Origin of the sequence: Streptosporangium sp. NPDC002524 (assembly GCF_040295985.1) — a bacterium.
Lineage (GTDB): Bacteria > Actinomycetota > Actinomycetes > Streptosporangiales > Streptosporangiaceae > Streptosporangium.
The window spans coordinates 42,186-63,522 of sequence record NZ_JBEOWK010000005.1 but is presented as its reverse complement, the minus strand read 5'-3'; the positions used below and the strand labels follow the sequence as shown (position 1 = coordinate 63,522).

At 66.4% G+C, this 21,337-nt stretch carries 17 protein-coding genes and 1 tRNA gene; 6 read left to right on the top strand and 12 right to left on the bottom strand.

What is annotated here, in order from left to right:
* The coding region (locus ABT053_RS09525; protein WP_350968461.1) for a hypothetical protein at positions 1 to 323 on the top strand (323 nt) is incomplete at its 5' end.
* Between the two features lie 655 nt (positions 324 to 978).
* Here ABT053_RS09525 and ABT053_RS09520 read toward each other — a convergent pair.
* A complete protein-coding gene (locus ABT053_RS09520; RefSeq protein WP_350968460.1) occupies positions 979 to 1,755 on the bottom strand; it encodes a hypothetical protein in 777 nt (258 codons plus the stop codon).
* A complete protein-coding gene (locus ABT053_RS09515) occupies positions 1,752 to 2,156 on the bottom strand; it encodes a RusA family crossover junction endodeoxyribonuclease (protein ID WP_350968459.1) in 405 nt (134 codons plus the stop codon). Before ABT053_RS09515 ends, ABT053_RS09520 begins: the two co-directional genes overlap by 4 nt.
* A 903-nt stretch (positions 2,157 to 3,059) precedes the next feature.
* Between ABT053_RS09515 and ABT053_RS09510 the strand changes: the two genes are divergently transcribed.
* Complete coding sequence (locus ABT053_RS09510; protein ID WP_350968458.1) at positions 3,060 to 3,182, top strand: hypothetical protein; 123 nt, start codon at positions 3,060 to 3,062, stop codon at positions 3,180 to 3,182.
* 49 nt (positions 3,183 to 3,231) lie between these two features.
* On the opposite strand, the gene ABT053_RS09505 is transcribed toward ABT053_RS09510, so the two are convergent.
* Positions 3,232 to 3,582, bottom strand: a complete 351-nt coding sequence (locus ABT053_RS09505) for a hypothetical protein (protein ID WP_350968457.1) — start codon at positions 3,580 to 3,582, stop codon at positions 3,232 to 3,234.
* A 238-nt stretch (positions 3,583 to 3,820) separates the two neighbouring features.
* On the opposite strand from ABT053_RS09505, the gene ABT053_RS09500 reads away from it, so the two are divergent.
* A complete protein-coding gene (locus ABT053_RS09500; protein WP_350968456.1) occupies positions 3,821 to 5,155 on the top strand; it encodes a helix-turn-helix domain-containing protein in 1,335 nt (444 codons plus the stop codon).
* A complete protein-coding gene (locus tag ABT053_RS09495) occupies positions 5,152 to 5,865 on the top strand; it encodes a creatininase family protein (protein ID WP_350968455.1) in 714 nt (237 codons plus the stop codon). Before ABT053_RS09500 ends, ABT053_RS09495 begins: the two co-directional genes overlap by 4 nt.
* Positions 5,866 to 7,978: 2,113 nt before the next feature.
* Here the strand turns inward: ABT053_RS09495 and ABT053_RS09490 are convergent.
* Complete coding sequence (locus tag ABT053_RS09490) at positions 7,979 to 8,284, bottom strand: hypothetical protein (RefSeq protein ID WP_350968454.1); 306 nt, start codon at positions 8,282 to 8,284, stop codon at positions 7,979 to 7,981.
* A 455-nt stretch (positions 8,285 to 8,739) separates the two neighbouring features.
* A complete protein-coding gene (locus ABT053_RS09485) occupies positions 8,740 to 9,414 on the bottom strand; it encodes a class I SAM-dependent methyltransferase (RefSeq protein WP_350968452.1) in 675 nt (224 codons plus the stop codon).
* A gap of 424 nt (positions 9,415 to 9,838) precedes the next feature.
* Between ABT053_RS09485 and ABT053_RS09480 the strand changes: the two genes are divergently transcribed.
* Positions 9,839 to 10,162: a VOC family protein gene (locus ABT053_RS09480; protein ID WP_350968451.1), complete on the top strand. Its 324-nt coding sequence runs from the start codon at positions 9,839 to 9,841 to the stop codon at positions 10,160 to 10,162.
* Between the two features lie 358 nt (positions 10,163 to 10,520).
* Here ABT053_RS09480 and ABT053_RS09475 read toward each other — a convergent pair.
* The 3 genes from ABT053_RS09475 to ABT053_RS09465 form a co-directional block, all read right to left on the bottom strand.
* Positions 10,521 to 10,601: transfer RNA gene (locus tag ABT053_RS09475), tRNA-OTHER, on the bottom strand.
* 410 nt (positions 10,602 to 11,011) lie between these two features.
* A complete protein-coding gene (locus ABT053_RS09470) occupies positions 11,012 to 12,676 on the bottom strand; it encodes an FAD-dependent monooxygenase (protein WP_350968450.1) in 1,665 nt (554 codons plus the stop codon).
* Positions 12,673 to 13,323 (bottom strand): PadR family transcriptional regulator, encoded by a 651-nt coding sequence (locus ABT053_RS09465; protein ID WP_350968449.1) that lies wholly within the window; start codon positions 13,321 to 13,323, stop codon positions 12,673 to 12,675. Before ABT053_RS09465 ends, ABT053_RS09470 begins: the two co-directional genes overlap by 4 nt.
* A gap of 90 nt (positions 13,324 to 13,413) precedes the next feature.
* On the opposite strand from ABT053_RS09465, the gene ABT053_RS09460 reads away from it, so the two are divergent.
* Positions 13,414 to 13,560, top strand: coding sequence for a hypothetical protein (locus tag ABT053_RS09460; protein WP_350968448.1), 147 nt, complete (start codon positions 13,414 to 13,416; stop codon positions 13,558 to 13,560).
* Between the two features lie 103 nt (positions 13,561 to 13,663).
* Here the strand turns inward: ABT053_RS09460 and ABT053_RS09455 are convergent, their stop codons facing one another.
* The 4 genes from ABT053_RS09455 to ABT053_RS09440 all read right to left on the bottom strand — a co-directional run bounded on the left by ABT053_RS09455 (position 13,664) and on the right by ABT053_RS09440 (position 20,940).
* Complete coding sequence (locus ABT053_RS09455; protein ID WP_350968447.1) at positions 13,664 to 14,206, bottom strand: GNAT family N-acetyltransferase; 543 nt, start codon at positions 14,204 to 14,206, stop codon at positions 13,664 to 13,666.
* 195 nt (positions 14,207 to 14,401) lie between these two features.
* Positions 14,402 to 15,658 (bottom strand): SGNH/GDSL hydrolase family protein, encoded by a 1,257-nt coding sequence (locus tag ABT053_RS09450; protein WP_350968446.1) that lies wholly within the window; start codon positions 15,656 to 15,658, stop codon positions 14,402 to 14,404.
* A 425-nt stretch (positions 15,659 to 16,083) separates the two neighbouring features.
* A complete protein-coding gene (locus ABT053_RS09445) occupies positions 16,084 to 16,713 on the bottom strand; it encodes a hypothetical protein (protein WP_350968445.1) in 630 nt (209 codons plus the stop codon).
* Between the two features lie 1,212 nt (positions 16,714 to 17,925).
* On the bottom strand, positions 17,926 to 20,940 hold the full coding sequence (locus tag ABT053_RS09440; protein WP_350968444.1) for an AfsR/SARP family transcriptional regulator: 3,015 nt from the start codon (positions 20,938 to 20,940) through the stop codon (positions 17,926 to 17,928).
* Positions 20,941 to 21,337: the final 397 nt, after the last annotated feature.

Sequence of the window (21,337 nt, the reverse complement as noted above, 5' to 3'; positions counted from 1 at the left end):
CTTTGCTGGATCTCGGATCAGCATTAATGGAATCTGGCCACTTTAGTTATGCCGAGAAGGTGATGCGTGACATCCCTGATTCCCAAAAGCGAGCGACAGGACTAGCTAATCTCACATCTTGCATGGCTACTTTTATTCTGAACCGACCAGAAAGAGATCACGCGAAGAAACTTTTCGAGACGGTTTGCCGAATTACGGCGGAGCTGTTGCGAGACGAGTATTGGCCGGAACTTGTATTCACTCTGGTTAAGCTTTTTCCCGAAGCTTTCGATTTACTTGTTGATGAAGTGGAAAACTGTTTGTCGCCGTCTACTGAGCAGTAAGAGATGAAGAGCTAATTATTTGTTGCTTGTGTAGCGGACTAATCTGTTGATCTTTAATACGTGAAGTTACGTGGCTTGAGAGGTGATCGTGAGGTCCTCCCATGGCAGAAACAGGGGACGACGTAACACACGTCCAGGTAGTCAACGGCACCAGCTCTAAGCTGACCTTCTATACAGACACCGCCTGAAATTCTCCAACTAAACCGTTATCGACCACGAGTAGGATCACAGCATCTACTCTCACGCTCTATAACGCTATGCTGGCTTTGGCCTTATGTACTGTGGTCTCCTGCTGGAGATAAAAGGTGAAGACTTGCTGGATTGTCTCATCTCGATCTGCACGTTCACCGATGACTTTGACATGGGTTTAGGTGCGGTGACGTCCCGTTAAAATTTCTGGGCTTCGTTTCTCGGGTCCCGCCAATAGGCAACGTGGCCGGCCATGATTAATACATCCTTAGCTGCAGCTTCTCTGGACATCGCTTCTAGTGCTTGGAGTCGATAGTTCCAACCTTTTGGATGGCTATCGATCATGCGATCTCTGTACTAAGCACCTTATGATTAATATATGTCGCTAGCTTGGATCATTTTCTATTACTAATAGAGTCGTGAGAGCGATGAGATGCCGCAAATCACCGAAAAAGCTGCAATCATTTTAAGCTGGCGACGCCAAATTCCGAATAATTTCAGTAGCGCGGGAAATTATTCCTTCTGCGTAACGCTTGTCGATGTTAACTAGTATTTGCTCCATGAAATGTGACGACGAGTCTACAGGCGTGCGAGTTCTGCTTAGAACTTCATCCAGCAATTCAACGGCTTGAGACGTGACTGAACCATTCAATTTCGTCGCAATGTCGGCCAGAGCTTCTACGTCTTGAGTAGTAATTTCTACTTCTGAAAATCGTCCATGAGCTAGAGAATTTCGGATACTTGAAGCCCGCGTAAGATATGCGAAATCAGATTCTTCTATAAGTATGTGATCGCGTAGCGCATAGATAGCCGCCCCTAGTGAAAAATCTCCAGGTAGAGGAGCGAGTGAATATGTCATCCGGAATAGAGCTGCTTCAGTGGCGGCGAAGCACAAAAGGAAAGCTGGCTCTGGATATCCGCTAGAAAGTATTCGTGACTCACTTATCTTTGCGGCGACTTCTTCGATTGATGTTAGGCGAACTTGAGGCAGCCATAGAACATCAAGACGTGCTTCGTTATTATTCAGGGAAGCGGCTATCTGTGGCGCCAAATCAAAAGAAGGCTGGTTGTGTGAAAATTCAGGCCTTCTTGTTTTGATCTGAACGTAAACAACCGAGTTTTCCTTGACGAAAGCCGCATCCACACCCGAATCGGGATTTATTTCTACCGGCTCAAAGCCGTCGCTCCTGTAATTCCTTATTATGTCCATGAGTTGCCGATAAGCGATCCAGCTGGTGATCATTCGATCACCGCCCTATCGATCTCTGTGGTCACTCGAATGTACATAAAAGGGGTATTTCCGGTGAGGGCAAACGCAATAAGAGGAGAAACGCCTGACATGCGGAACGGTTCATCTATGTCTCGGCGCATCAGGACTGTATCGTGGATCTGCCTGTCATTTGCGTAGATAATTCCCTCGAACACGTCTTGAAGAAGCTTTGTCACATTGTCGTTGTCGGGCTTTACGCCACCCACATAGAAAATCTTGACATCAAGACGAACAGGAACGACATACGGCAAAGATCCGGCCATAGCGTTCTGGGCAACCCGAGCGACCTTCTTGCAGTATGCCGCTTTCAAAGCGTCGTTCTTCGTCTGGGCAGACACAGGCATGCCGTCGATGATGAACTCGACTGACGGCATAGGGTCCTCTTGGCTCGGGGGCTACCGGTGGGAGCATAGTTGGGCGAGCGCGATCCAGGCACCCGACACGCCGAACTGCCGATCACGATCTTGCACGCGGACGTCAGGCCGAGACCGAGCGCTCATCTGTTGTAGGTCACTGAGTAGCGGGGGAAGTACTGGCAGCGTCTCAGCTCAAGGCGAGCAGGGTTAAGAGGCGCGCCGGAGGTGTGCGGTATGGCCACCAAAGTGACGATAGGGCGATATGTTCCCAAATGAACGTAGTCATCCTTTCTGTCGCGACCGAGGCAAGTCCATCAGGCCAACTCCTTCGGCTCAAGCCCACCCGTGATGGCTGGACTCCCATAACGAGGAACGGCGGCGAATGAACGGACACGCGAAGATGGGCTTGCCCCTCGGTCGTCGGCCCGCTGCCGCTTCGCGGTAGGTCGAGGCAGACACGATGATCAGACGTGCGCGGCGCGCAGCTCGAACCCTGCGAGGGTTGCAGTTTGGGTTGCAGTTCACCGCCGTACAACCTCGTTCAAGACAGACCGGCCGCGCCCATTGGTCCAGGTTGAACCGATCAGGACGACCGAGACCCGAGCTGCTAATGCGGTTTGGGTTTACCGCCCATCCGGGGTTCAAATCCCCGAGCCTCCGCAGTTCGAAGGCCCTCTCCCGAGTCTTGGGAGAGGGCCTTTTCGATCTTCAAGGGCACCGCACTGCCAATGCGGTTCGGGTTGCAGTTGGGCGCCGACCCGCGATGCGGCGACACGAAAGACCGAGATCGACCATGCCGCCGCATCCGCCTACCGGGCCTCCCCGGAGAGCAACGCCCTCCATATATCGCCGGCCTGCCGGATCGGCCATCGATAGGTCTTGTGAACTTCCAGACTGCCTTCCCGCTGAAGTGTGCGCCGGATGAAGCCCTGCCCTCCGGCCTGGCACAGCTCGTACAGCGTGGCCCGGCACCGGCAGGTCCAGGTGATCACCCGCAGGCGCGCCGTCCCCCTGTCAGGGGCCAGCCAGACCAGCCGCGTGTGACCACCCTGCGGTGTGGACACGTGCGGACTTAAGCAACCCGTCAGCTCGATCACCGCGGAGCACACCCACTCGAGCCGGGAACCGGAACCAGCCCCCGCTCGCGAAGCTCAACGCAGCGACTCGCCACCTGGCGCGCAGCCGTCACCGGATCACCCGCAGGGCAGAAGGCATAGCGCCGAAGACGAGCCCGTCCGGTCTCCTGTCCGGCCCACCAACGGAACACCTGGCCATCGGTCCACATGACCAGCCCGAACCAGACCGACACCAGCGCCAGCCCGTACCCATCGTGAACATCAGAGGCAATGTTCAACGTGGCCAGCTCATCGCGCAGCCGCCGCGCCGCCCGTACCGGGGTGATCGCCTTCTGCCGGCTGATGGCCGGAATCTCATCCCCGCTCATCACGCCGCCTCCAGCGGAACCCGACAGCGGCACGACTGCGCCGGATTCACCACGACCGTGACGGGATCCACGCCCCTCATCGTCGGCTCACTCATGGATCAAGGGTCGCCACCTGGCCTTACGCGCCCCATCCCGAGCCGCAATACTGCGGCTGGATAACCGATATCCCTTGACGGGATAACCCTCGGTGACAAGCGTTGGATATTCGGAAGCCGAGTCGCGAAAGGGGGAGGCGCACATGCCTGCAGATGCCACTGAACCCGTCGTTATCCCGCCGGAGCTATGGCAGTGCCCGGAAACGCTGGCAGCTCTCCGCGACCGCGATATCGGGCAGCTCTTCCGGCTGATCCGTCAGCACAGCGGCTTCAGCCAGACCCGCATCGGCATCGCGGTCAATCTCAGCCAGGGCAAGATCAGCGAGATCATGAAGGGAGCCGTTCAAGTCACCTCCTTCGAGGTGATCGAGCGCATCGCCAACGGCCTGGACATGCCCAACCCCGCCCGGCTGACTCTCGGATTGGCACCACGACGGCTCCTCGCAGCCAGCCCACAACCTCGGCACACGCCGACCTCGCCACCGTCTGATCAGCCGGCGTCGAGGGCGGGCCTGCCGACTCGATACCTCGCCAGCCTGACCAGCGCATCCAGCCGCTCCGTCATCTCCGGACTCCGGCACGTCCTCACCGGTCATATCCAGGCCGAGGCCATCATGGGACCACCCCTCTTGATCAGCGCGGTTCAAAGCCAGGTGCCAGTAGTCGGGCAGCTCTGTCAGGTGACCCGAGGAGCCGACCGCACCGAAGCTCTGAACTTCGCCAGCGAACTGCTGGAATTCTGCGGCTGGCTCCACCAAGTCCTCGGTGATTTCACCGGTGCCACGATGTGGACCAACAAGGCCCTGGACTACGCCATGGAGCTGGGTGACCAGCGCGTCATCTCCTACATCCTCATGCGTAAAAGCATCATCGCCATCGAGGCCGGCGACCACGGCCACGGCCTTGGACTGGCGAACACGGCTCTGGCCAACTCCGATGCCCTCACTCCCAGGCTCAGAGCGGTCATCCTGAGAACACGCGCGACAGCGAACGCCCACCTCGGAGAGGCAGCGGACTCCGCCCGCGACTCGGAGATGGCTCTGGCCGAAGCCGCCGCGGGGATGGCGCAGAGCGAGGGCGACCGTGCTCCGTACTGCACCCCCGCCTACATCGCCATGGAGACCGGCGCGACCCGCGTCCTGCTGGGCCAGGCCACCGCGGCCATCCCGATATTCGAGGCCAGCCGTTCCCAGTGGCCCGAATCCAGCCAGGCACGCGATCACGTCCTGTTCCTGACCCGTATGGCCACCGCTTACGCCATAGCGGGCGAACGCGAACACGCCTGCGCGGTAACCGAAGACGCCCTCTCCCGCATGCAGGCTCTTCACTCCAGCCGCGTCACTACCCAGCTCACAGCACTACGCGGCCACCTGGCCAAATGGGTTGTGGACCCCTCCGTGGCAGACTTGCTCACCAGGCTCGACATCCTCTCGGAGTCCTTCTGCCTGCCAGCACCCCAGCCACAAGGAGACCGGTGACCACCCTGCTGCCCACCGCGACCACTACCGAGGAACGAGATCGCAACGCCCAGGTCGCGATCCTCCCTGTCGGCAGCTTCGAACAACACGGTGACCATCTGCCCCTCAGCACCGACACCATCGTGGCCACCCTGATCGCCCGCCAGATCGCCGACGCTCACCCCGTCCTGCTGCTCCCGCCCGTGACGATCTCCTGCTCGCACGAGCACAGCGCCTGGCCGGGAACCGTCAGCATCTCCGCACGGACCCTGCACGCGATCGTCACCGACGTCTACGCCTCCGTCACCCGCTCCGGACCCACCGCCCTGGTCGTCATCAACGCCCACGGCGGCAATTACGTCCTGAGCAACGTCATCCAGGAGGCCAACGCCGAGGGGTGCCGCATGGCGCTGTTTCCTTTGCGCGAGGACTGGAACGAAGCCCGAGCCGCCGCTCGGCTCACCAGCTCCACGCACGAGGACATGCACGCCGGAGAACTGGAGACCTCCCTCCTGCTGCACGCCTGCCCCGAGGTGATCCGCCCCGGCTACCACTCCGCCGACCGGATCGCCGACGACCGCCGCCATCTCCTCATCAAGGGCATGCGGGCCTACACGGACAACGGAGTCATCGGCCGCCCATCCCTGGCCACCGCCGAAAAAGGCAAAGCTCTGCTGGACAGCCTCACCAATGGCTTCAGCGAGGTGCTCAACCTCTTCACCAAATCCTGAGTAACAGCACACCAGCCGATCACGAGCTAAATCGTTCCGAGTAGGCATCAAGCGGCGGCGTGGTGCGCTGTGGCTCGGGGCCGGTCACAGCGCGAGCGTTGCGCGGAGCGTCGCCGTACGGCCACCGCACCGTATCAACAAACACGCCGACCACCGGCGCACCGCCGAGGCGCTCTCACCATCATCTTCGCCCCCTGCGCGGCGCCCACGGCTTCCCTCACGTCGGCACCGTCAGCCACTACCTGTCATGACGCCTGAACACGTAGGCCATATGTGAAGTGGCATTGTCATGGAGGCTCTCGGACATGTACTTCAGTAACCACCCCTCGCGCTCGATGCCCTCAAACGGCTCAGGGCTTCCCGCCCTTTCTAGGCCTCCTGACGGCTGTATTTGCTCTGAACACGAGATGAAAAGATCATCCGGTCTTCCAATCGTGCCTCCCTCGCCTGCACAATAGTCTGCTGAATGTTCTTTTCATCGCTGGATCCCCTAAAAAACATGGCTCCTTCGCAGTCGTTGCGCCAAACTCGCCAAGGGGTAACGAGTTTCTGGAGATAAGGGTGCCAATTGAGTTGAAAAGTGGGCCTCCGGCGGGGCGCTTCGGCTCGTGATGATCACCAGCAGCAGGAGCCGGGTTCGTAGGTGGCTAAGGTGAGGACGGATCTTCCCGTTTGTCATGTCCTTGGCAAGCCCAACATCTCGACTCCTCCGGATCAAGGCCGTCTGTAACCGTCGGCATCCAATGGCTGAGGAACGCCTAGCGGCCGGCGTACACGCGAAGACGGCCTTGACCCTCAATCCCCGAGCTGTTGCCCCTCCGGGGTGGGGCATGGGGGATAGGAAGATCCGGTGGGGGAAGTGTGCGCGTCCACGCATGATCCGAAGCTTGATCGCGTGCCAGAACAGGTAGGGAATCACGGTCATTCACGGGAACTCGACCAGCTCTGAACCGCATCTTTTTCCCAGCTTAGGACAGTAAGGTCAGTAGATGATTTCTAAGCTGACAGTGCGGATTCGATTTCCGTCACTCGCTCTAATCGTGAAGGCCCAGGCCTCCGGTGCCACCCGTTGGAAGGGGCCGTCAGCGCAGGCGTCCTAATTGCTGCTAATACTTGAGCAAGCTTTTGCATTTTTTGCAGTTTATGTAATCCCCGAGCTTGACCTTCGCTTTGCGGCGCCATATTCCATCGCATAGGCTGCAATTAAAATAGCAGTCTCCGCAATTTGTGCACCACATTTCCGTGTACGTTCCGGAAGTCTCGCGATTTGTGGCGGACCTGCCAAGGGTGCCAAACAGCTGGCCTGAAAATGCGGCGCCAAGTGCTGACTTGACGGAACGCCCCCAGTCTGGCAGTTCGACACTGCCCCCGCATGACTTGCATCGACGAGCCATACCGTCTTGTCCCTCCGTGAGACTGTCCCACATAGATCGGCGTATCCAGTATCCGACACATGGTAAGCCTCGGCAAGGGCATCGCGGCTTGACCGGCCACTTTGAGTGAGGATGTTCTTTCTTTCGTTCGTCAATCGAAATCATAGCGATAACGGTCGGGCGCTAAATCCAAAATAGACTAAGCCGTTGGTTTCCGGTCTCGGTTTGATCGCCCGCCGTGAAGGTCCAGGAGATAGTTGGCTGTTGCTCACTCATGGGGAGAGCAATCCGACACCGGGATAGGTCTGCGTGTCAGTGCCAATAGTGAAGTTGCTTGGGATGTGGTGCGTCGCGTCAGCCATCATCCCGGGCAGACGCAGCGGACCGCATTATCTACCAGAACGCGGCCGGGGCCCTTAGCGCGATCACTTCAGGAGCCAGGCCAGATATGTTCTGATCTGCAATAGCACCCTTTGGTGATCAAGGTCTCCAAATCTTTCAAGTCGGTGTTCTGGAATGCTGGACTATGCAGCCATGGGTACAGCCAACAGGGTGAACCCAGCTTGTCTATGGCGAACTTCGGCAGACGAGTCAGATCCAGGTCAGAGGCCGTGAACATTGGGACGGCGGCTTCTTTCGATCCGCGTGTTCTGAAATCGGCGGTGGTGGGCTCTTCCTACCGGGAGATTTGGCCGCTGTAAAACCGTCGGTTCAACGTATGTTTCAGGAGTTCGAAGCGCTCAGCGCCGTCGCTGCCACCACGGCCATTCGGGTGAAGCGTGCGGGTCCGGCAAGGTTCGAGCGATGAAGCGTCTGTCGATGGGGAGAATCAGGGCGTACAGGTACGGATTAGCCCAGTGCGGCAAGATGGTGAGTGCCTGTTCGAGCCGTTGGCGTGGCTCGTCTCCGCAGCACTCGGGACACATGCAGGTAGGTGCGATCCGGTCGGTGGTACCGGGGACGACCGCCTGCGTCCAGGCCAGCAGTGCCTCGGCCACCTCACCAGGCCGCATGCGGGTGTGCTCCAGCGTGATCACCGCGGCCATCGCCCGGCGTCCGAGGCCGGGGACATGATGGATCGAGACTCTGTGGGTTTCGCACACCGGTCCTCGTGCGCGAACCGTAGAAGGGCGCCTACGCGGCATGGCCCTTTCTCGTCGACGTCATGGAATTCATGATCGCACGCTGAGAAGCCGACTTTCGGATCCGACCGGTGGATCACCGTCCTTACGATCGCATGATGGGCACTGATTGCTGCGCGGTGCCGGCAGACGTGTACGCGTCCGCACGAGGCGCGCCCAGCCGCCGGGGGACGCGCATCATCGAGGCCGCACCCGTGAGGGATACGCCGGGGTCGTCCTTCAGAGGATGCGCGACAGTGAACGCCCACCTCGGAGTTTCCTTGTTCGGCCAGGTCGGAGTTCGAAGGGGCGGTGAGCCCTGGCCGTGGGTTGACGGCTGGAGGCCGGCGGCGGCTCCTCGCGCGGCAGGTTGGACGCGGTCATGTGTTCGGTGAGACAGCCTCTGCCTGGGCCTTGCGGGCGAGTAGGTGAACCGCCCGGAACTGTCGTCGGTCGGTGGGCTGGGGCTCGCGAACCATCCGGGCTACCTCGGCCAGCCCGGACTCGCGCAGTATCGCGGCGAGGTGATCGGGCCACCATCGGTAGGCCGGGGCGACCGTGTGATCGAAGACCTGCGTCGGGTGGGACGGATCGTCGCTCGCCGAGAAGCCGATCAGAAGGTGGCCGCCGGGTGCCAGCACACGATGGAACTCCGCCAGGATGGCGGGGACCTCCCGCGGCGGAGTGTGGATGACGGACCAGCGTGAGAGTACGCCGTCCAGTACGCCGTCGGTGATGTCCAGCGCGGCCATCGAGCCCACGTCGAACCGCAGGCCCGGATAGGCCTGTCGAGCCAGTTCGATCATCGCGGGGGAGGCGTCGACACCGAACGCCGTCAGCCCCAGCCCGTCCAGATGGGCGGTGACATGGCCGGGCCCGCACCCCAGGTCCGCGACTTCTCCGTCCCCGCTCGCACTCACGGCCTCGGCGAAGACACCCAGGATCGCGCGGTCCAGGGGACTGTCACGTAGCGAGTCGCGGAACAGTTGCGCGTACGTGAGAGCGGCGTCGTCGTAGGCCTCGCGGGTGACGGTGAAGGCATCGTGTTCGACCATGCCCGCGACAGTAGTTCCCGGCCTCGGCGCGAGGCGAGAGAATTACGATCTTTCCCTACCGCCCGGAAGCATGTGAGGCGAGGACCTCTTTCACCGATTTCGGGGCCGTGTGATGAGCGTCGCGCACTCGGACGTCCCGGATATCTCGGACTCCGGCCTGTTTGAGGGTGGTTCTCCGCATCTTCCTCTCGCCGGCACGTTCGATCGGGCGCGCCGAGGAGGGGGTGAAAGCGAGGTCGTGATCTCCGGGGCGAGGCTGGGCCGCTCCTGGGGGATCCTGATGGAGGTGGCGGTTGTCGGGCTGCGCCGGTGGTGCCGGTCGGCTCCGCGCGTCCACGCCACCTCTTGGACCGCGCGTCGTGCATGTCCCGGGACAGAATCGTCACTCGTCTTCTGGGACTGGACAGCTGTTGAGGAGAATCCCGTGATTCACGCCAACCTGATCGTCGTCTACACCGATCAGCTCGACGCCTGTCACGCCTTCTACACCGGGCTCGGCCTCACCTTCGCCAAGGAGCGGCACGGCACCGGCCCCGAACACTACGCCGCCCTCCTCGGCGGCACCGTGTTCGAGCTCTATCCCGCGGGCGGTAGCCGTCCCGCCACCGGAAGCCTGCGCCTCGGGCTCGTCGTCCCGGCCGACTCCGTCGCCCGGGCTTTCGCGCCCGGACGGCACGTCCTCACCGACCCCGACGGCCGCGTCGTCGACCTGCGGGTCACTCAGGAGAGGGCGATGCCCTCACCTTGACCGGGTACGGCACCCGTGGTGACCGTGCGGCGGTGCCCCTGTCTCAACGGCGTTGCCGCGTGCAGGAACGTACGAAGAGGCCCGCGGCGGCGACGAGCAGGAAGACCAGCGCGATGTCCAGGGGATTCACCATGCGCGCCCCTCTGCCCCACGGTCGCGAAGCTATCCGTGCCAACCACAAGTATTTGCCCGTGGTGAGAAGGTCGTCCTGATCTGCTCATCGGCCGGAGGCGGCGAGGCGGCGGGGTGGCGGGGCGGCACGGCCCCTGGGCTCGCCGCCGCCCCGCTGGCCTCGCCGTCTTTCCGGAGAACGAACTGTTTGTTCTCCGGAAAGACGGCAAGGACTTCCGTCGGCTGGTGGTGCTCTCGGCCGGATTCGAACCGGCGCCCGCCGCTCACCGAAGCGAGCGTGTGTCCTCGGCCGCTGGACGACGAGAGCGGTGCAGGGGGACGGAGCCGAACCGCCACAGCCGAAGCGTCCGGGTTACGACCGGGTGAGCTCATCACGTGCTCAGCCCCCGCGCGTTGAGGTGAGACTACCGAGCGGGCCCCGGCGGTCTCACCTCGTTTTCGGGCGGTGGCCCGCTTGCGGAAGGTGGCGGGAGCGGAGGAGATCTCCGCGGTCCTGGACCGGGAGGCCGAGCGGGATCGGTTTCGCGGGTGACAGCCTGGACGTACGAGATAGAGGTGTCCGGCGGTTGTCATCGTGGTGGCGCCGACCGGCCGTCCGCGTGTACGGGGATGCCGGTCGGAATCGCGCTGCCGGATCCGGTCGCCATGCCCTCGTGCGGGAGGTCTGGCCGAGCGGATCGGTGCCGCCTGGACGGTGCCGATCCGCTCGGGGGTGGCTTATGTGATGTCGGGGCCGGGCCTCGGCCGCTCGTTCGTGCCGGGTGGGAGGTGTGCCGGGACACCGAACCAGGTGGCTCGGGCGGTGGTGAGGGTGGCGGTGGGCTGGGGGTCGGTGGTGGTGGAGATCCAGGCGGTGTGTCCGTCGGGGCGGAGCAGCAGCCCTTCGAGCTCGGGGTGCTCGGGGCACCGGGCGCGGTAGGTGTCCACCCCGCCGGTTGGTAGCGGGCGGTAGGTGTCCACCCCGCCGTCCGTATCGGCTGGCAGCAGGCGGTAGGGGTCCACCCCGCCGTCCGTGTCGGTTGGCAGTGGGCGGTGGGTGTCCACCTGGCCGTTCGTACCGGCCGGCAGAGCGTGGTGGGTGTTCACTCTGCCGTACGCGTCGGTCGGCAGGGCGTGGTCGCCGAGGTGGAGGAAGACCGGGCGCGCGGGCCGGAGGAGTTCGGCGACGCTGGTGTGCCTGTCGCCCAGGGACAGTTTCAGGTTCGGTGCGAGCCTGCCCAGCCAGGGGTGCTCGCCGGGGATCCCGGGGTCGTACCGGGTGCTCACCCCGGTGGACAGTTCGGCGAGGTAGGTGCCGACCCGCGGCAGGTCGGTGAGTTCGCCGAACAGTTCCCGGACCGGGTCGAGCTCCGGGCGGCGTCGCCCGAGGATCGCCTGCGCGCGGGTGGTCCGCAGTACGCGCGCCCCGGCCTCGTGCCGCTCCCGGTGGTAGCTGTCCAGCAGGCCTTCCGGCGCGTGGCCGAGCGCGGTGGCGGCGAGTTTCCAGCCGAGGTTGACGGCGTCCGCCAACGCCACGTTCACCCCCACGGCCCCCGCCGGTGGGTGGATGTGCGCGGCGTCCCCGGCCAGCACGACCCGTCCCGCGACGTAGCGGTCCGCCTGCCTGGCGGCGTCGGAGAACCTGGTGAGCCAGCGCGGGTCGCGAAGCTCCACCGGACGGCCGAGCGTCTCGTTCAGCATCCGCTGGAAGTAGGGCAGCCGCACCGGCTCGTCGCGGTCGGCGGGCGGGGACGGCTCGTCGAGCACGATCCGCACGTAGCCGGGCCGCGGGATGACGAACACCGTGCCGTGCTCGCCGTCGGTCATCCCGAACGGCAGGCCGGCGGGGTCGGCGAGCTCCACGTCGGCGAGCAGGCCGAACGTGGTGGCCGCGGTGCCGGGAAAGCCGATCCCGGCGAGCCTGCGCACGACGCTGCGGCTGCCGTCGCATCCGGCGAGGTAGCCGACCCGCTGACGATGCCGTCGGTCGCCGGCCTGGACGGTCACGTCGACCCCGTCCTCGTCCTGGGCGAGATCGGTCACCTCGCGCCCCCAGGACACCGCCACGCCCAGCTCGGCGAGCCACCGCTCCAGGAGTTCCTCGACCCGGGTCTGCGCGATGCCGAGCACGTACGGGTGATCGGTGTCCATGGCGGTCAGGTCCAGCGGCCGGCTCGGATCGGCGAACATGCCGTAGGGCACGGTCGGCCCCTCCGCCAGGAAGCGGCCGGCGATGCCGCGCCGGTCCAGCAGCTCCAGACTGCGGGCGTTGAGGGTGAAACCGCGGCAGAACGGCGACCGTCGTGGCAGCCGGTCCACCACCGTCACCTCGACCCCGGCCAGCGCGAGCTCGGCCGCCAGCATCAACCCGGCCGGTCCCGCCCCGGCCACCATGACCTTCATCGAACCTCCTCGTGCCGACGTCTCCCTCGTCGGGCCTCACCGTCGCCGCGGACCCAGCCGGTCACGGGTTCCGGCCAGGCCAGCCGGCTGGTCCCGATGTCGGCGGTGATCTCCTCAAGCCAGCCCAGCTCGGCCTCCAGCATCCGCACCGCGTACTCGGCCTCCACCACGAACAGGCGTGGCACCTCGCCGGCCTCCAGCACCTCGCGGTGCCCCTGCCGGATCTCCTCCAGCGACGCGCGCACCCGGCCGGCCCGCTCCCGCAACGCCGCCGCAGCGCCGTCCGGCCCGAGCGCGCCGAGATAGCTGACCGCCGACATGAACTTCGGGTACTCGTCGGCCGGGACGCGGATCAGCTCGTCCACCCAGCGCACGAACTCCTCACGCCCCAGCGCGGTGTGCTGGTAGACGGTCCGCTCCGGCCGGGCGCCGACCCGGAGCGTCTCCCGCGTCTCGATCCACCCGGCACGCTCGAGCGCCCGGACCACGTCGTACAGGGAGCCGGTCGTCACCTTGAACACCCGGTCCATGCCACGTTCTCGCAGCGTGGCGGCCATGGCGTGGGGATGCGTGGGTGACTCCATCAGCAATCCCAGCACCGCCAGCCCCAGCGAGTTGGACACCGCACGTTTACTGGTCGCGCCCAATCGGTCGCCTCCTATCAGTCGGAACCGAGTATTCGACGCCGACTGATCCCCTGTCAAGATGGGACATCGGCTGACGGGGTCCGCGGCCTGATGACCATGCCGCTCGGGGGCACCCCTGACACCGGTGGCGGTACGACCGGCGGGCCGGACGGCGGGCTGGGCCCGTTCGTGCTCGACCGCCGCCTGACACCGGCGGCGGCGGTACGGTCGGCAGGCCGGGGCGGACGTCGCGGGTGAGGTGCGTCGATACCGTCCGTCCGCCGGTGGCGACGCGGAGAAGGGACACGTCCCGCCGGGTCAGGGGGCGTTTCTCACCGTGACCCGTCGGGGAGCGGGTTCGTCACCGTGGCGTCGTTCCCGATTCCTGCGGCCTCCCGGTCAGGACGAACTCGTACTCGACCTGGTCGATCGGGTTGCCGTCACCGAAGTCGTGTCCGCGGACCGCGCCCGACTCGGTGAAGCCGCTCTTGGTGTAGAAGCGGCGTGACCGGGACGTGTCGCGCAGCGTCCACAGGTGCACCCGGCCGAAGCCGGTCTCGCGCAGCCTGCGCAGGGTCGCGGTCATCAGGACGCCCGCGCCGCCGGTGCCCCAGCTGTCGGGGTGGCCGTAGAAGCCGAAGATCTCGGCCGATCCCGGACGCGTCGGGGAGGAGCCGAAGTAGGAGAAGTTCAGGGGGCGTCCGTCCAGCGCGGCGAGCAGGACGGTGTCGTGTCCCTCGGCGAGCACGTCGTGCCACTTCCCGCGCCGGTGCCGTACCGCCTCGGCGCAGAACTCCGGGGCGAAGAAGCCCGCGTAGGCCGCCTTCCAGGACTCCGCGTGGATCTCTCCCAGCACGTCCCCGTGGTCGGCGGAGGCCTGGAAGATCGCGAAGTTCCCGGTCACAGGATCACACTACGGGGGATGAGGAAGGCAGGGGACATGGAGCTGTCTGAGGTGGTTCGCGGCGAATCGGTGCGTACGTCGCTGGAGGTCGTGCGCCTGTCGCTCCGGCGGGCCTTTTCCGGTCATGGTCGCGGTACGCACGACGGCGCGCGTCCCGGGGGCGGGGCGCGCGCCGTCGTGCGTTGGGCGGGGCTGTCAGGAGATGGTCAGTGCGCCGTTCGCTGGGTTACGGGCGCACGTGACGACCGTACGGGGTGCCGCGGTGAGGGCGCCGGTGAGGCACTGGCCGAGGACGACGTGGCCCGCGGCGTTGGGGTGCCACGCCTCCTGGCAGGTCTGGAAGTAGGTGACGCAGGTGTTCGCCGCCTTCTGGACGCGGATCTTGTCCCAGCCGGACAGGCTGTTGACGACGTTGCCGTTCGGCGACTCCTGCACCCGGACCGGTGTGGCGAGCGCGTTCCCCGGGCTGCCGGGGTTCTCGCAGAGCCGGGCTCCGTCGAAGGCCTTCTGGACGTCCAGCACGCGCAGGTTGGCCGCCGGACGCTCGGCCGCCAGCGTGTTGTAGGCGTTCCTGACCAGGTTGCCGAGGTTCTGGGAGAACACGTGCCCGGGGGCGAGGCTCGCGCGGTGGATCGGGCAGCCGGCGGCGTACCGCTCGGCGCCGAGGTCGCGGAACTTGTCGCGGGTGTCGGTGCGGTTGTCCTCGTCCCGGTACTGCGGTGCGACGTCGAGCGGCAGCGGGTTGGTGTAGTTCTGCAGGACCACCTGGTGCACGCCGTCGGCGTCGACCTGGGCGAGGGTGTCGAGGATCTGGCGCAGGGCGGCGGTGGTCTCGGTGGTGGCGGCCGCGACCTCGGCGTCGGAGGCCAGGTCCGAGACGGTGCAGGGCTCCTGCGGCACGTCGCCGCCCAGGTAGGCCCAGAACTCCCACCAGCCCGTCCAGGCGTCGGCGATGAAGCGGTTGGCGCACAACGTGGCCACGTCGCCGAAGGTGAACTGGCTGTTGTTGGAGCCGAGGCCGATGAGGACGACGTCGATGTCGTGGGTCTGGGCGACGGCGCGCAGCTGGTCGAGCTGCGAGGCGACGGAGCGGCCGTTGGGGCGGGCGCTGGAGGCGTTCGCGATGTCGGAGGGCCGGCCGCCGGAGCACGAGAGGTTGAAGCGGTCCTGAATGCCGGGGAGCGACGCCTTGAAGAACGAGGCGTTCGCCGACCGGTGGCAGAAGTAGGCGTTGCTGTTCGCCGCCGACCAGCCGGGGAAGCCCTGTGCCGTTCCCGAGGTGTCGACGACGGGTTGGTAGTCCCCCGCGCCCTCCCCGCTGACGAAACTGTCGCCGAGTGCGACGGCGGCGGTGGGCAGGGCCGCCTGCGCCGCCCCGCCCTGGATGACCTGGACGCCGACCGCGCCCACCAGGAGCGCGACCATCGCGGCCGCACGCCGGAGAACCCTCACAACTGCCCCATTTCCTACTAAATGACCATGAAATGATTGCTGCCTAGATCACAACATGCCGCGCCGATGGCGTCAAGATTTCCATGAGCCCGGCTCGTGTTTTTTAGGAGATCACGTATTGGCCTGATTGCCAACCACCCGCTTGCTTGTTTGAAGGCCGTCCGGCGACCGGGTGGGCCCGGCCGGGCCGGAGCCCGCGCGCACCTGCGCGACCGCTTCCGGGCCGCTTCCAGGTCGCTTCCGGGCCGCTTCCAGGTCGCTTCCGGACCGCTTCCGGGTCGCTTCCGGGCCGCGTACCGGTTGTGCCGTCGCTCTGTCCCGGTACGCGGGCCCGGTACCGTCCCGGCGCGCGGACCCGGGACGGGGAAGAGCGCCCGCCCCGCGATGGGGACGGGCGCTCTCGGTGCGTACGGGTTACGGGCGCGTTACGGCTTGGGGGTCTGCGTCGGGGTCCCGCTCGGCGTCGGGGTGGGCTTCACCGTGGGGGTGACGGTCGGCGTCGGGGTGGGGGTCGACGCGGGCGGGGCACCCTTCCTGCAGTTGTCCCACTCCAGCACGGCCGGGTCCTTCGAGACGTTCTGGCAGGTGATCTGTCCCTTGATGCCGGGGATGCCGAAGATCTTCAGGTCGAACGTCTGCCACTTGATGCCGGTGGCGTCCTTACCGGGGGCACCGGTCGCGCCGGGGGCACCGGTCGGGCCTGCGGGGCCGGCCGGGCCGCGATCCCCCTGCGGACCCTTGGCGCCGGTCTCGCCCTTCGGCCCGGCGGGGCCGGGCAGGCCGCGCTCCCCCTGGGGTCCGCGCGGGCCGGTCGCCCCCTGCTGGCCGGGGCCGGAGACGGTGGTCTGGCCCTGGCCGCCCCAGGAGAAGGGGTACTCGGTCTTCCGGCACTTCGCGCCGGCGTTCACGATGCGGGCGTAACGGGTCGTCTTGTTGACGCAGGCGTACACCACGTCGCCAGGGGCCGTCTGCGCGGCGGAAGCGGTCGTGACGCTGGACAGGCCGGTCGCGAGGACGGCGGTGGCCAGTAAGGCGGCGGGCGTTCTGAGACGCATGGGTGCTCCAGGGAAGAACGAGATAGCCGTGGCGCGGCTGCATCAGATTGGCAGAAGTAGGCATCTTGGACCGAGCCAATGAGCATTTGTCATCACTATTCGCGTATGCGGCTTATGCGTGTCATGCCGGTTAGTGCGAAGAACATGAAACGCCTTCGAGGTCCGGAAGGGGACGAGGGTTTTCATCTGTCCGCCGGATTCGAAAGGGTGGACGGGTCGGGAGGGCGTTTTTCCGTCCGAACACGGACGAGCACGGTGTGAGCGGTTCGTGTTCGGCGTGATCGGGGACCGGGCCGTTCTCCGTGTCGGTCACTGTGCCCGCCGGGTTCGTCCTGGCGGCCGTCACGCTCGCCGGTTTCGGGTACGCGCTCGCGCGCTCTGAAGCAGGAGAGGACCGCTCTCCCTGCCACTGCTTCTGCTCGTCGGTGACGCTCGTGAGCAGGCATCACGTGATCCGCGACCCGGTGTCGATCGCCGCCGCGGCGACGGTGTCGGGGCGATATTCGTTGGCGGGCCGCCGAGGTCCTGGGGGCCGTGATCACCGGGGTGGCGGTGCCGGTTTGCGTGGTGCTCGTTGTACGTCTGGACGACGTCGCGGAGTTGTTCCGCCCCACGGTCGCCGGACGCTGACCCGCGAGTGCGGGAGCGGTCCACCCGGCGGACCGGCACCCGGTTCCCGTCGCGAAAGGTCGTGCGTGAAAGGCCGGGCGCGAAGGGGCAGATGCGAAGGGTCGTACGCGAAGGGGCGGACGCGAAGGGTCGTGCGCGGACGGCGACCGCTGCGGGAGGTCGCCGTCCGCACGCGACGGCAGGGCCCGCGGCGACCGCCACGGGGAGGTCGCCGCCGGTTGGTGATCACGGTTTCGTACGGGCCGGCGGTGCGCGACGCCCCTACGGTCGCGCCTTGCCACGGCACCGTGATCGAGGTCTCATAAGGGAGAGGGCCGAGCGTCCGGTCGCCACCGCACTACGGTGATCATGGTTCCTCCCGAAGAGCTGGGTCGGGGAGACCGGCTACCGAGATCGTGCCACCGGCTCGGATAGGCGCCGTATATGCCGTGTATATACGGCTGGCCACAGGTGACCACAGGTGACCACAGGTGACTACGGGGCCTGGTCGTCGCGTTCGCGTTCGACGTCGAGGTTCCGTCCGACGTCGGGGTTCCGCCTCCCGAGGAGGCCGGTCAGAGGAGGCCGGTCAGAGGAGGTCGGTCAGCCGGCCGGGGTGGCACCGAGCCGGTCGAGGTGGTCGCGTACCACCCCGGCCTTGCGGTGTCTGAGGTCCTCGAACAGGGCGAGGGCGGCCTCCAGGTGGGCCGTCGCCTCCCCGGTGCGTTCCAGCGAGGCCCGGGCGAGGCCGAGCGCCTCGTGCGCCTCCGCCCGCAGCAGGGTGTCACCGGTCAGGGTGGCGAGGGAGAGGGCGCGCTCCCCGCACGACGCCGCCTCCTCGTGGGCGCCCATGTCGTGGTGGAGCGTGCTCATGCTGACCAGGATCTGGGCGATGTCCCGGTCGCCGCAGCTCGTCTCGCTGATCTCCAGGGAGGTCAGGTAGTGGCTCATGGCCTGGGGGAGGCGCCCGGCGAGGTGGTGGGCCTCGCCCAGGTTGCTGTGCAGCAGGGCGGTGAAGTGGTGGGCGTCCGCCAGCCGCGCTCCCAGGGACCCGGCCTCCTCCAGCCACCGGATCGCCTCTTCCGGCCGGTGGGCGTTGATGCACACGGCGGCGAGGTTCAGCAGGGCCGTGGCCGCTCCCAGGGTGTCCCCGAGCCCGAGCCGGAGCCGGTGCGCGCGGTGACAGGCCGAGACGGCGTGCTCCGTGTCGCCCAGCAGGCTGTGCACGATGGCGAGCCGGCCCGTGACCATGGCCTCGCCGACGGGGTCTCCGGCCGTCGCGGCGGCCTCCGCCGCGACGGTGTAGAGGTCGGCCCACTGCCTCGCGTGGTGGCGCCGGTTCAGCCATCCGAACATGGCCGCCGCGATCTGCCAGGCGAGCGCCGGATGTGATTCCGCCGCTCGCCGTACCGCGGCGTCGAGGTTCGCGGCCTCCGCGTCGAACCAGGCCAGGGCCGAAGCCGCGTCGGCGAACTCCACGGGCCGGGTCGGGGAGTCGAAGTTGGGCCGCTCCTTCGGCCGGAGGACCCGGTCGGCCGCGTTGGCGGCGTCGCGGTACCAGGTGAGCAGCGCGGCCACGCACCGCTCCCGCTCGCTCGCGCCCTCCTCGGCGAGGCATCGTTCACGGGCGTAGATCCTCACCAGGTCGTGCATCGCGTAGTGGTCGCCGGAGACGGGCACGAGTAGGTGGACGGACACGAGCTGGTCGAGCAGTTCCCGCGTCTCGTCGGCCGTCGTGCCCGACAGGACCGCGGCGACGGCGAGTGACGGCTCGGGGCCGGGGTGCAGACCGAGCAACCGGAACATCCCGCGCACCGGTTCGCTAAGCGGGCGGAGCGAGGCGCGCAGGACCGCTCGGATCGATATCTCACTCTCGTCGACGGCGAGCCTGTCCAGGCGTACGCGCTCGTCGGTCATCTCCGCCACCAGCGCGGGCAGGGCCGAGTCGTACGCCGCCATCTCCAGGCGGGAGGCCGCGATCCGGAGGGCGAGGGGGATCCGGTCGCACAGCTCGGCGAGCTCTTCCGCGCCTGGGACGTCGCCGGTGGCGTCGCTCGTGACGCCGTTCGTGGCGCTGTTCGTAACGTTCTTCGTGACGTTGTTCGTGGCGCTGCCTGGGATGTCGTCTGCGACGTCGCTTGTGGCGCCGCCTGTGACGTTGACCCTGACGCCGTCCGTGATGCCGCTCGTGACAGTGCCGTGGGCAGCGCCCATGGTGCCCGTGGTGCCGCTCGTGACGATCCTCGTCCGGGCGAGCCGGTCCCGGAGCAGGGTGACGGCGTCGGCGACCGGCAGAGGGCCGAGCGGGATCCGCGGGACGCCGTGCGTGGTGGCGAGCCCGTCCAGGCGGAGCCGGCTGGTGATCAGTGTCAGGCTCGGCGCGGCCCCGGGGAGCAGTGCGCGCGCCTGCGCGGCCGAAGCCGCGTTGTCGAGCACGATCAGCATCCGCCGGTCGGCCACCAGCGACCGGAACACGGCGGCCCGCTCCTCGGTGTCGGCGGGGATCCGCCACGACGGGACGTCCAGGGTACGCAGGAAACGCTCCAGCACCACGCCCGGGTCCAGCGGCCTGCCGATCCCGAACCCGCTCAGGTCCACGAAGAACTGCCCGTCGCCGAACAGGTGACGGGTGAGGTGGGCCCACCGGACCACCAGGGCCGTCTTGCCCACTCCCGGAGGCCCCACGACGGCGACGACCCTGGCCTCCTCGCCGGTGCCCGCCGCGATCTCGTCCAGGCGCGCCAGCTCACCGTCGCGCCCTACGAATCCGAGGGGCCTCGCCGGTAGCTGGGCGGGCACCACCCGGTGGCCGGAGGCGGGCGGACGTGCCGAAGGGGCGCGGCTGTCCAGCTGGGGCGGCCGGATCCCGGCCGTGTCCCACAGCCGCGGGTCGGCGGTGAGGATGGCCCTCTCCATCGAGCGCAGTTCCCGGCTGGGCTCCAGTCCCAGCTCGTCCGCGAGGATGCCGCGCGCCCGCCGGTAGGTCTCCAGGGCCTCCGCCTGGCGGCCGGACCGGTAGAGCGCGAGCATCAGATGCGACCACAGCCGCTCGCGGAAGGCGTTCCGGTTCACCAGCGCCGTCAGCTCGGCCACCAGGGAGGCGTCCTGTCCCAGGCGCAGGTCCGCCTCTATCCGCCGTTCGAGGGCCACCATGCGCCACTCCTCCAGGCGGGACCGCTCCTCGCGCAGGGAGGACTCGGCGGGCAGGTCGCAGAACGGGGGTCCCTGCCACAGCGTCAGCGCCTCGCCGAGCGACCGCCGGGCCCCGGTGGCGTCGTCCGCCGCCAGGGCCGCCTGCCCGTCGTGGACGAGCCCGACGAAACGGCAGGCGTCGACCTCGCCGCAGTCGACGTCGAGCCGGTATCCGGCGCGGCCCTCGCGCAGGATCCGTTCGGCGCCCAGGACCACGCGCAGGCCGCGCGCGTAGAGCCGCAGGTTCGCCTCCGCGGAGGGCGGGGGCGCGGGTCCCCACAGCGCGTCGACCAGGTGGTCGACGGAGACGAAGCCGTGCGGGTGGCCGAGCAGCACCGCGAGGAGGAGCCGTTGCTTGGGCGGTCCCAGCGCCGGGGCGGCGTCGCCTGACCGGACGTGCAACGGGCCCAGAACCTTGAACTGCACAACCACGTTCCTTCCGCGCACCGCACGTACGGCACTGCCGCGGACGGCCGCCGCGACGGCGCTTCCCGGCGTCGGCGGCACGGGATCACGCGGGTACGGCTACCGCGCCCTCGGCGAGTGCTGTGCCGGCGACAAAACTCAGGCGGTGATCATGGGCCAAAGCGTAGACCAAACCACGCGGGCCGGCGGGTCATCCCGGGGGACGGCCGGAGCGGCTTCCGGGGTTCCGCAGCTCGAAGCCTTGAAGCCTCCGAGGCTCGGAGGTCCGGAGCCTCGGAGGCTTGAGGGCTTTAGGGCTTCAGGGCTTGAAGGGGCGGGGGGTTGGAGGCTTGAAAGGTGAGAGGCCTGGAAGTCCGGAGCTTCACGGGCTGAAAGCTCAGAGGCTTGGAAGCCCGGA